This is a genomic window from Streptomyces sp. NBC_01428, assembly GCF_036231965.1.
GTDB lineage: Bacteria > Actinomycetota > Actinomycetes > Streptomycetales > Streptomycetaceae > Streptomyces.
Map to the genome: position 1 here is coordinate 1,354,280 of NZ_CP109499.1, position 11,484 is coordinate 1,365,763.

Sequence of the window (11,484 nt, forward strand, 5' to 3'; positions counted from 1 at the left end):
CGCACCCTCGTGTGGGTGATGTGCGGCCGTCGGCGTCGGCCGCTGCACCAAGCGCGAAAAAAGCGATGCGGGTGCCGGGTTCCCTCCTCGGAGAGGGAACCCGGCACCCGCGTCCTGTCATGCCGTGCCGTCGGCCGTCAGACCATCAGGCAGTCACGCTCACGCTCACGGGAACTGCGTGATCTTCGAGGGAACGGTGTCCGTCCCCGACGTGGGTGAACCGGTGTTGTTGACGACGTGGGCGTACTGACCCTTGCCGCCGAGGGAGATCACCAGGATGTCGTGCAGCTTGATCCCTGTCTTGACCGGCACCTGGAAGCCGTGGGCCTGCACGATGGACGGGTCCGAGGTGAAGTTGCAGTAACTTCCCATGCCCCATGCCTCGTGCACGTTGACGGAGTCGGCGACCTTGTAGGCCGCGTATCCGACGATGCCGTCATGGGTGATGGCGGCGGAGTTCGGCACGTCGTACGCCTTCTCGTTCTGGAAGAAGATCGTGCGCCCGCGTTCGCCGTTCCACAGCACGTCGTACTTGTTGAAGTGTTCGACGAACAGGCCGGTGGTGAGCACGTCGTCGCCGTTGACCACGAGGCCGTAGTCGGCCCGGTTGGTCTCCCAGCCGACGCCTTCACCGTGGTCGGCGCGCCAGAGCCAGGTGTGGTCGACGACCACGTCGTCGCTGTTGACCACCACGGAGTTGGTGGCGAGGCCGGGGCCGGCACCACCGATGCGCACGAACACGTCCTGCATGGTGGTGGGGTTGGCCGCGTGGTCGGCGGAGCTGTTGGCCGGGCCGATCTGCAGCAGGGTGTTGGAGTTTGACCGGCCGGCGTCGATGAGGAACCCGGCGAGCCTGACTCCGTCGACGTCCGCCACGTGCATGGCGTCGACGCCGTTGTCCGGAATGATGGTCGCCAGACCGAGGCCGAGGACGACGGTGTTCGCCCGGGTCACGTTGATGGTCTGGTCGAGGTGGTAGACGCCCGGGGTGAAGAGCAGGTTCAGGCCCTGGGCGAGGGCGGCGTTGATGGTCGCCGCGGTCGCGCCGGGCTTGACCACGTAGAACTGGTCCAGCGGGAGCGACGTACCGGGTGTGTTGGGCCAGGAGACGCCGCGCGCGTTGGTGCGCTTGGAGGGCACGAACACCTTGTACGCGTTGCCGTCCATGTAGAGGTACGGCTTCTCGCGCGAGACGGGGGTGTTGTCCAGGGTGGTGTACGGGCCGGAGTCGAAGTTGGTGGCCGGGGCTCCCTGCACACCGGAGAACGTCATGTTCCAGACGCCGTTGGTCCAGCCGCCGACGGAGCTGTCACGGGTGTACCACTGCTGCTGGGAGTAGGGGCCGACCGTGCCGTCGATCTTGGAGTCGGCGATGTAGCCGCCGGAGGCCCAACCATAGCCGTTCGGCGCGAGGTTGAGGCCGCCCTGCACGTGGATGCGGCGGAAGGGGGCCGCCTGGGCCACCGCCCACCGGTCGGTGCCGTTGGAGGGCGTGATCGACAGGTTCTCCGCCGAACGCCAGAAGTTCTGGGTCGCGTTGCCGTTGAACCAGCCCGCGTCGACGGTGATGTCACCGTTGATGTGGACGTCGTCGGGGTTGAGGCCGAGGCCCGAGACCGAGGTGTAGAAGCCGACCTGGGCGTTGATCCCGTTGTAGGTGCCGGGCTTCATCAGGAACTGGTAGCGGCCGGTGCCGAACTGGTTCGACTCCTGCTGCGCGAAGACCTGGTCGAACTTGGCCTGGAGGTTGGGCGTCGAGGGGTCGACGACGATCACGTTGGGGCCGAGGTCTCCGCCGCCCTGCACGGGTCCGCTGCCGCCGCCTGAACCGGTGTGGACGGCCACCTCCCAGAGCGAGTATCCGTATCCGGTGCCACGGGTCGTCCCGTTGATCCGCACGTAGCGGCCCTGGCCGGAGATGTCGTAGGACGTCGAGCCGGCGGTGCCGTCGGTGACGGACTTGAGCGTGGTCCAGCTCTGCCCGTCCGCGGAGGCCTGGATCTGGAAGGCCTTGCCGTACGCGGCCTCCCAGTTGAGGTCGACGCGGCACAGGTCCTTGGACGATCCGAGGTCGACCTGGATCCACTGCGGGTCGGAGGCGGCGCTGGCCCAGCGGGTGCCGGTGTTGCCGTCGAACGCGGCCGACGCCGGGGTGCCGGCGTTCTCGGTCGAGGAGGCACTCGCCGTCTTGCCCTGGGCGGCGTTGGCCGTGTCACAGCCCGCGGGCGGGGTGGTGCCGCCGCTGCCGAACACCTGGAACTCCCAGAGGGAGTAGCCGTACTGGGTGGCGCGGTGGACGCCGTACATGCGGACGTACCGGCCCTGCCCGGAGACGTCGAGGCTGTCGGTGCCGCCGTCGCCGCCGGTCACGGACTTGATGTCGGTCCAGGTATTCCCGTCCGGGGACGTCTGGATCTTGTAGTCGCTGCCGTACGCGGCCTCCCAGTTGAGGACGACCTTGGTGATGGTGGCCGACGAGCCGAGGTCGACCTGGAGCCACTGGGTGTCCAGGGCGGCGGAGGACCACCGGGTGGCGGTGTTGCCGTCGACGGCGTTGGCGGCCGCGGTGCCCCCGTTCTCGTCCGAGGACGACGTGGCCGTCTTGCCCTGGGACAGCGGCAGGTCGGCCGCGGCGGCCGGGCTTTGCAGGGGCAGGGTGACGAGCGCGGCCATGGCGGCGAGCGCGACACCCAAGGATCTCAGTTTCATGCCGTGACTCCATGCGGGTGGGGTGACGAGCGGAGCGGACGCACGGGAACGAGGACGCAGGAGGGAGCTCTGCCCCGTGCGACCGATGAGCGTGAACCAGCCCTGGGAGGCGCTTAGTTCACGGTTTGATTTAAGTAATGAACCATTGGGGTGGCAAGAGCCGTGACGCGAGTTTCTTCAACTCGCTTTCACAGCGGCCCGATCGGTGAACCGCCCCGAAGGACGTGACCTGGAGGGAGACGGCGAGGGCGGACCGGGCGCGGCGGGCGTCCCGTCAAGGCTTGAAGGCACGACCGCGCCCGGCGCGCCTGCGCGCAAGGCCGGGGGCAGTGCCGGGGCCTGTGAAAGAGGCTTCTCCGAGGGAGGCGTGACGGCGCGTCAGCAGCAGTCGTGGTCCGCCGCGCCGGTGGCGGGCGTGGTCTTCGACGTCTCCAGGCGGCAGAAGCAGGACGCCTCGATCCGTACGTCCGCCTGCGCGAGCGCCGTCCTCAGCTGCTGTCCCACGATCTGCGCCTCCCCCGTCCTGCCGAGCCTGACCAGGCACTCGTGGAAGCCGTGCAGGGCCCAGACGTTGCCGGGGTGCTGGGAGGGGCGGGGCAGCGTGTCGTCGACGCCGAGGTCGGCACGGTAGACGGCTTCCGCCTCGGCCACCCGTCCCTGTTCGAGCAGCAGGGCTCCGTAGGCGTGCCGGGTGGGCTGCATCCAGCCCCACGGCTCGTCGTAGGGAAGGCCGTCGTCCAGGGCGATCGAGCGCTCCAGCGCGGCGAACGCGGTGTCGTGGTCGCCCTTGCGGTAGGCCAGTTCGCCGTCGAGCATCTCCGACGCGATGGCGAGGATGTCCGCGCAGGTGTTGTTGAAGAGCATGCGGGTCTCGGGGACACGGGTGACCGCTTCGCCGAACAGGTCGCGCTCCGTCTCCGCCTCGGTGACGCGGCCGGTGGCGGACAGGGCGACACCGCGCGCGTAGTGGAGCATCGCCGTGGTCACGCAGTGCAGCCGAGGGTCGGCGGGCAGGGGCAGGCGCAGGATGTCGTCCCAGCGGCCGAACCGGATCAGCACGTGGACCCGCATGGCGAGGAAGCTCTCCAGCCAGTCCGCCATCGGCGGGCTCTGTACACGCAACAGCTCGTCGGGGATGGAGGCTTCGAGCTGCGCGGCGGTCTCCAGGGCGATCGCCGACCGGCCGAGGAACATCGCTCCGTAGATCCGGAAGTGGTAGTTGTGCGAGCGGTACAGGGTGTAGAAGTTCATCGCGCCCGCCCGCGCACGGTACTTCTCGTCAGCGGCGATCGCGGTGCCGTTGTCCGCCACCACCCGCCGGTAGTCGCCGCACAGCACGTCCAGATGCGTGGGCATGTGCTGGAGATGCCCCGCGTCCGGCACGAGTCCACGCAGCCGGTCCGCGACGGGCAGCGCGGTCTCGGGCGTGGGAGACATCTCCATGAGGTGGATGTACAGGTGCAGGAGTCCGGGGTGCCGCTCCCCCGCCTCCGTGGCGAGCGCCCGTTCCAGTACCGCCCTCGCCTCGGCCGTCCGGGCGCCCTCGGCCGGTTCGCCGGTCCGCAGGTCCCACAGCTGCCACGGGGTGAGGTTCATCAGCGCGTCGGCGTGGAGGGCGGCGATGTCGAGGTCGTCGGGGGCGCCTTCGTACACGGCGCGCATGGCGTCCGCGTAGGGCGCGTTCCACACCGAGCAGTCCTCGACGGGTTCCGCGCGCGGGTAGCGCAGCTCCAGCGCGCCGATCAGGGCCTGTTCGGCCGGGGTCGCGGTCTCCGACTTCGCGCGTGCGAACCGCACGGCGGCGTGGGTTCGTTCGACCGTACGGCTCAGGTCGTCGCCGTCGAAGAACTCCCACGGCTTGTTGTAGTTGGGCCCGAGGGCGTAGGCGATGCCCCAGTACGCCATGGCGCAGTCGGGATCGGCCGCCGCGGCGGCCTCGAAGCAGGAGACGGCCTCCTCGTGGTGGAAGGCGTAGGACCACACCAGCCCGCGGTCGAACCACCGTTGCGCCTCGGGCGACGTGGTCGTCACCGGACGGCTGTGGGTGCCGAGGTCGTAGTAGTCCATCCCGCGCTCCTCAGACTGCTGCCGAAAGGGTGCCGTCCTCTCCATCGTGAGGCATCCGGGGAGCGTCCCGCCGCCGAAGCGACGGGACGCCCGCGTGGAGCATGGGGTCAGGGCGTGATCCGCCACTGCTGGATGTAGCCCACGTCGATGGAGGCGAGGTCGCGGACGCGCAGCTTCCAGGTGCCGTCGACCGGCTGGGCCGAGGCGTCCACCGTGAACGTCTGGTCCACGTTGTCGGCCGAGCCACCGCTGCGGTTCAGCAGCGAGTACACGGTGCCGTCGGGGCCGACCAGGTCGACCGTCAGGTCACCCCGGTAGGTGTGCACGATGTTGACGTAGACCTCGGTGGTGGCCGAGGCGTTGCCGGGGCGGCCGGTGATGGTGACCGGCGACTCGACCGCCGCGCCCAGGTCGGGGATGTCCACGCGGGTGCTGTTGGCGTAGACGTAGGCGACGCGCCACGTGAAGCTCACCGAGACGGTGGCGCCGGTGCTGTCGGTCACGGTGACGGTGGTGTCGCTGGTCCCGGTGGTGGTGGGGACCCCGGAGACCAGGCCGGCGGCGCTGATGGTCAGGCCGTCCGGCAGGCCGGTGGCGGTGTAGTTCAGGCTCGCGTCGGCGTTGGTGGTGTAGGCGTCGACCTGGAGCGAGACGTCCTGGCCGACCCCGGAGGTCTGGTCGGCTATCGGGGCGATGTTGACGCCCAGGGCGACGCGGTCACCGACGTCGATGCCGGCCCAGGCGTCGGCGACGGCGAGGTAGGTGGCGCTGTAGGCGCCGAAGAGGTCGCCCGCGGCCCGGAGGGTGGCGACCCTGGCACCCGCGTAGTCGGTCGTCGACGTCATGTACGTGGTCAGCGCGCGGTACCAGATGCGGGAGGCGTTCTCGATACCGACGCCGGTGACCGGCAGTCCGTCGGCGGTCGGGCTGTCGTACGCGACGCCGTTGACGGTCTTGGCACCGCTGCCCTCGGAGAGCAGGTAGAAGAAGTGGTTCGCGGGGCCCGAGGAGTAGTGGACGTCGAGGCCGCCGAGCGAGGGGTCCCAGTAGTCGCGGGAGGATCCGTCCCTGGAGGGCTTGTCCATGTACCGCAACGGCGTGCCGTTGCCGCGGATGTCGATCTTCTCGCCGACGAGGTAGTCGGGCACGTCCGCCGCGAGGTCGGAGTGGAACTCCACGGCCGCGGCGAAGATGTCCGACGTCGCCTCGTTGAGGCCGCCGGACTCTCCCGAGTAGGTCAGGTTGGCGGTGGCGCTGGTGACGCCGTGGCTCATCTCGTGGGCCGCCACGTCGAGCGCCGTCAGGGGGTGGGTGTTGCTCGCGCCGTCGCCGTACGTCATGCAGAAGCAGCTGTCGGACCAGAACGCGTTGACGTAGTTGTTGCCGTAGTGGGCCCGGCTGTAGGCGGCGACGCCGTCGTTGCGGATGCCGTTGCGGCCGAAGACGTCCTTGTAGTAGTCCCAGGTCGCGGCGGCGCCGTACGCGACGTCGACGCCGGCGGTCTGCCGGTCGCTCTGGGTTCCGTCGCCCCAGACATCGTTGTCGTCGGTGTAGAGCGTCCCGGTGCCGGTCGTCCCCTGGTTGAGGTCGTAGGTGCGGTGGCCCGCCCGGTCCGCGTCGACGAGTTGGTACGAGGAGCCGGAGGGCGTGGTGGAGAGGGGGACCGTGCCGCTGAACTGGCCGGTGCCCGTGCCCGTGTGGACGTCCTCGTACCGGGAGGCGACCTTGCCGGTGGCGGCGTCGGTGACGACGTGCAGCGCGCTCGGCGTCCCGTCGTGCTGGACCCCTTCGACGACGGACTCCCAGGCCAGCACGGGCCGGCCCTCGGCGGCCCACACGACGAGCCGCGGCGCCGCGTCCACGGCGGGACGTCCGACGGCCGCCTTCCTGCTCACGGCGAGGGCCTTCGCCCTGGCGTCGGCGGCGGACCTGCGGGGTGTGGTGCTCGGCACCGTGATGGTGGAGCGGGTGGCCTCGGACACGGTGGTCCGGCCGTCCTTCAGGTGGACGACCAGGTCGCCGCCGAGCACCGGGAGTCCGGCGAACGTCCGCTCGTACCGCGTGTGGGTCGTGCCGTCGGCGTCCTGGACCACGTCCTTGACGACGAGCTTCTCCCGGGTGCCGAGTCCGAGCCGGCGCGCGGTGGCGCCCGCCTCGGCCGTGGCGTTCTTGACGAGGGTCGTGCGCCTGGCGGGCGACAGCGGGACCTGGGCGACCGCCGCCCGGGGTTCGGCGGTGATCCGCGTGGTGGCGGGGCCGGGGTCCGCCGGGGCGGCGGACGCGGAGCCCTGGAGGGCGAGGGCGAGCAACGAGCCGGCGGTGGTGAGGGCGAGGGCGCCGGCACGTCTGCGTCGACGCGCGGAACCATGGTTCCCGTTCAAGGTCGTCTCCTTCTGCGGGGGTGGCCCGGGGGGCGCCCGGGCTGCCGGGCCGGCGGGTGAGGCCGGTCCGGGGGCGAGGGCGGGAAGGAGCGCCGCACGACGGACCGCACGAGGACACACGCGGTTTCGGCGGCGCGTGGAGCGTGAGGGTGCGCGAGGCACGGGTGGGGGATGGCGGTGGGGGCGAGAGACGTGAGGGTGTGAACGAAGCGTGAACGTTCGCCAGCAGAGTGACATCAGCCCGACTGCCTTGTCATGGAGATGACAAGACAACGGCTGGAATTGACCACGGCTCACCGGGCGTTCGTCACCCGCGCACGACCCTTTCGGAGGCTGTGCGTCCGCTGTGAGCGGGGCCGTCGTCGCGAGGGACCGGGCGACGGGTTCCGGCCGCGGGTGACGGCGCCGGACCGGCGCCTGGCGCGGAAGTGCGCCGGACCCCGCACCGGCCGGTCCGAGCGATGGTCACGCGGCGCCCTGCGGTCTTCCTCTCAGGGCTGACTCGCGTGCGTGTGGCCGTGGGACCACTCGGGCGGGCAGGGCGGCTGGTCCTGATCGGGTTTGCGGTCGCGCAGCCAGTCGTACACGGCGAGCGCGAACGCGCAGAGGATGGCCAGCGTCCCCGATCCCACGGCGATGGCGACGGCGGAGCGGTAGTCGTGGTGCTCCGTGCCGAGCACCATGTAGAAGAGGCCCGGCAGGGCGGCCGTCCCGACGGCGCCGCCCAGGCGCTGCGCCGTCTGCAGGGCGCCGCCGGCCGCTCCCGCCATCCGTACGGGCACGTCCCGCAGGGTCATCGTGACGTTGGGCGAGATCACGCAGCCGCTGCCCAGGCCGCCGACGAACAGGGCGGGCGCCGCCCACCAGACGGCACTGTCCGCGGAGCCGAAGCGCAGGATCAGTACGGCACCGCCGAGTCCGAGGGCGACGCCGGCGAGGCCGCAGACCGTCAGCAGCCGCCCGAACCGCTCCACCAGCCGTCCGGCGATCACGGCCGCCGCGGCCGAACCCACGGCGAACGGCGTCACGGCGAGCCCCGAGCGCAGCGGGGAGAAGTGCTCGCCGTTCTGGAAGTACAGGGCGAACACCAGCCACACCCCGCTGAACCCCACGAAGTACAGTGCCGCGATGGAGGCTCCGGCCGCATAGCCCCGCGTGCCGGTCACCAGGCGGGGGTCCAGCAGCGGCTGCCCGTCGCGCGCCGCGAGGCGCCGCTCCCAGCGGGCGAACGCCACCAGCAGGATCAGCCCGACGAGGAAGAGCCACCATCGTTTCCGTACGCCACCCGACTCCGCCATCACCAGCGGCAGCATCATCGCGAGCACCCCGCCGCCGAGCAGCAGCACGCCCGGAAGGTCGAGCCGTTCCCGGCGCCTCCGGGCGACCTTGGGCAGCATGCGCACCCCCAGCAGGAAGGCCACGGCGCCGACGGGCACGTTCACGTAGAAGATCCAGCGCCAGCCGTCGGGGCCGTCCGCGAGTTTCAGGATGAGCCCGCCGACGACGGGGCCGACCGCGCTGGAGATGCCGACCGTGGCGCCGAAGAGGCCGAAGGCCCGTCCGCGCTCGGCTCCGCGGAACATCTGCTGGATGAGAGCGGAGTTCTGCGGCGCGAGGCAGCCGGCCGCCACACCCTGAGCGAGCCGGGCCACGATGAGCCAGGTGATGTTCGGTGCGGCGCCCGCCCAGGCACTGCACAGGACGAACGCGGCGAGGGCCCACAGGAAGATCCGCCGCCGGCCGATCGCGTCACCGAGCCGTCCGGCGGTGACGAGGACCAGGGCGAAGGTGAGGGCGTAACCGGAGACCACCCATTGGATGGACGGGGCCGAGGCGTGCAGGTCCCGTTGCATGGAGGGCAGGGCGACGGCGACGATCGTGACGTCGAGAAGGCTCATGAACCCGGCGGCCAGCGTCACCCACAGGGCGTGCCAGCGCCGCGGATCGGCTCCCTCGGCCGCCCCCTTCGAACTGTCTCCGCGTCCTCCGTCTGCCTGCGTGTGCCGCGCTCCCACGCCGGGGGCTCCTCTCCGCCGCTCACCACCATCTTCGGTACGCGCGGCCGTCCGGCAACACGAACGGCGCGGACGGCCGGTCCCGACCCCACCACGCCGGCACGGCGGACCGGATCACTGCCTTCGCCGGACACACGCCGGTGGGGCCCGTTCCGAGGAACGGGCCCCACCGCGTTCGGCCCGACGGCCGCGTCGGTTCCGGCCGATCACCGGGCGACCGTCGCGCGGCCCGGCGCCGGAAGCCGTCCCGGCGTCAGTGCTTGAAGGCGTCCTTCGTCTTCTCCTTGGCCTGGCGTGCGTCGCCCTTCGCCTTCTCGGCGCGGCCCTCGGCGGTCATCCGCTCGTTGCCCACGGCGCGCCCGGCGGCCTCCTTGGTCTTGCCCTTGGCCTGTTCCATCTTGGCCTTGGCCTTCTGGTCACCAGCCACAACTGCTCACTTCCCCATCAGGATCGACATCAGCTGCTGGGACGTCGGGTGACCGCCCGGGCCTGGATCAAACGTGAAACCCTCGGATCACCCTTGGCCGTTCGGTCACTCTGCGTGTCGTCGTGCCGTTCCGGGGTGCCGGAACGGGTGGGCTGGGCGAGCCTGGGTACGCGGGGCGATGACACACATCGAACCATCCGGGAGGTCGCTGACGACATGGGCAGCCAGAGCGAGGACGACACCATGGGTGACGAGGTCTACCAGCCGGAGGGCCTCGACGACCGCGAGGACGAGGGCATCCTGGACGCGGAGGACACGCTGGAGGACCGGGGTGCCGACCCCTACGACGAGGGGTGGTCTCCGCCCGAGCGCCCGCTCGGGGTGGAGCACCAGGGCACCACGGAGCGTGAACAGCGTGAAGGGGAGACGCTCGACGAGCGGCTCGCCGAGGAGCGTCTGGACCCCGCGCTGGAGGAGCCCGACGACGACGGCGTGGGCGATCTGGAGGGCGGGGACGGCGAACCGCTGGACGACGAGGTGGGCACGGACCGCGCCGGCCGCCTCGTGTCGTACGACGGTGACGCCCTGGCGGACGCCGAGGACGACATGCTCGCCGAGGACGTCGGGATCGACGGCGCCGCGGCCTCCGCGGAGGAGGCGGCCGTCCATCTGGTCCCGGACGACGTTCCCGAGGACGCGGCGGACGAGGACCTCCGTCAGGCTCAGCGGGACGAGATCCGCCGACTGCGTTCCGAGACCGACGCCGCTCCCTGATCCGTCCCGCCGGCTCGTCTCGGCCCGCGCACGACACGAGGGCGCGAACCCCTGTGCGGGGTCCGCGCCCTCGTCGTACGAAGCCCGGGTGCCGGCGGCGGTCAGTCCTCGCCGCGGACTATGTTCCCCTCGGGGCCGGACCGCTCCTGGCGGGCCGTCCGCTCGGTGGTCGCGGCAACGCAGGTCCGCGGACCACTCCCCCGACGGCGCGTCTCGGCCCACTCCGTCTCGGTCCGAATGATGGTCCTGCTCCTGCTCGTGCTCCTGCTGTCCGCGGTCACGACGCTCATCTTCCTTCTGTGTTGGGCCCGTTCGGGACCGGACTTCCCTGCGGCTCTGGGCTTTCCCTACCGGGTCCCCGCTGGCGGCGCGGAGAAACCCGGCCGTTGCCCGCGAGAACCGGACAGCGGCCGGTTTGCGCGGCCGTCCGCGGGCCAGACGGTGGGTAACGCCGCAGCGCGGCACGGAGCCCCAGAGAGGACGACGACGATGAGGTTCAAGGGCAACGCGAAGGTGAGACAGCTCAAGGGCAAGGTGACCGAGTCCGTCGGGAAGGCCATGGGCGACCCGTCCGTGCAACGCGCCGGGCGCCGTGAGCAACTGCGCGGCAAGGCGCAGGAGATGACGCAGACGGCGTCGGACCGCGTGCGCAAGTGGACCAAGCGCTGACCATGGTTCTCCAGCATCCCGCCGACCGCGGCGGCGACGACCGCGGCAGGTTCGAGCGGCTCGCCGAGTCCGCGTCGCGCTTCACCAGCTCGCCGGTCTTCTTCGCGATCTGCGTCGTGCTGGTGTCGCTCACGATCGCCGTGCACTTCGCCGGGCTCTCCCTGGAGTGGCTGCTGCTCGCCGGTGACGCGATGACGACGGTGACGCTGCTGCTCCTCGCCCTTCTGAAGAACTCCGAGCTGCGGGGTGAGCGGGCCCTCCAGCGCAAACTGGACGCCATCGCCGCGGCACTGCTGGAGGCGCAGGAGGGCGCACCCGGCACGGCCCACAAGAACCTCAGGAGCGTGATCCGCATGGAGGACGAGACCTGAGACACCGAAGACGTCGTACGAGGGGCCCCGCACAGACGCTGTGCGGGGCCCCTCGTACGACGTGCTCCTGT

At 71.0% G+C, this 11,484-nt stretch carries 8 protein-coding genes; 3 read left to right on the top strand and 5 right to left on the bottom strand.

Annotation, left to right across the window (positions count from 1 at the left end; all coding sequences use genetic code 11):
- Nucleotides 1-165: 165 nt before the first annotated feature.
- From OG406_RS05890 to OG406_RS05910, 5 genes are all read right to left on the bottom strand, one after another.
- Nucleotides 166-2,709 carry a discoidin domain-containing protein gene (locus OG406_RS05890; protein WP_329184490.1) on the bottom strand — a complete coding sequence of 848 codons (2,544 nt, stop codon included), beginning with the start codon at nt 2,707-2,709 and terminating at the stop codon, nt 166-168.
- Nucleotides 2,710-3,087: 378 nt separating this feature from the next.
- Complete coding sequence (locus tag OG406_RS05895) at nt 3,088-4,776, bottom strand: tetratricopeptide repeat protein (RefSeq protein WP_329184492.1); 1,689 nt, start codon at nt 4,774-4,776, stop codon at nt 3,088-3,090.
- Between the two features lie 107 nt (nt 4,777-4,883).
- Entirely contained in the window at nt 4,884-7,157 is a 2,274-nt protein-coding gene (locus OG406_RS05900) for a M4 family metallopeptidase (protein ID WP_329184495.1), read from the bottom strand.
- A 491-nt stretch (nt 7,158-7,648) separates the two neighbouring features.
- Nucleotides 7,649-9,172 (bottom strand): MFS transporter, encoded by a 1,524-nt coding sequence (locus tag OG406_RS05905; RefSeq protein ID WP_406379640.1) that lies wholly within the window; start codon nt 9,170-9,172, stop codon nt 7,649-7,651.
- A 253-nt stretch (nt 9,173-9,425) separates the two neighbouring features.
- Nucleotides 9,426-9,599, bottom strand: a complete 174-nt coding sequence (locus OG406_RS05910; RefSeq protein ID WP_267049275.1) for a CsbD family protein — start codon at nt 9,597-9,599, stop codon at nt 9,426-9,428.
- A 216-nt stretch (nt 9,600-9,815) separates the two neighbouring features.
- On the opposite strand from OG406_RS05910, the gene OG406_RS05915 reads away from it, so the two are divergent.
- The 3 genes from OG406_RS05915 (at nt 9,816) to OG406_RS05925 (ending at nt 11,413) form a co-directional block, all read left to right on the top strand.
- On the top strand, nt 9,816-10,373 hold the full coding sequence (locus tag OG406_RS05915) for a DUF5709 domain-containing protein (protein WP_329184497.1): 558 nt from the start codon (nt 9,816-9,818) through the stop codon (nt 10,371-10,373).
- A 489-nt stretch (nt 10,374-10,862) separates the two neighbouring features.
- On the top strand, nt 10,863-11,042 hold the full coding sequence (locus OG406_RS05920) for a CsbD family protein (protein WP_164372238.1): 180 nt from the start codon (nt 10,863-10,865) through the stop codon (nt 11,040-11,042).
- Nucleotides 11,043-11,044: 2 nt separating this feature from the next.
- Nucleotides 11,045-11,413, top strand: coding sequence for a low affinity iron permease family protein (locus OG406_RS05925; protein ID WP_081221963.1), 369 nt, complete (start codon nt 11,045-11,047; stop codon nt 11,411-11,413).
- Nucleotides 11,414-11,484 lie beyond the last annotated feature (71 nt).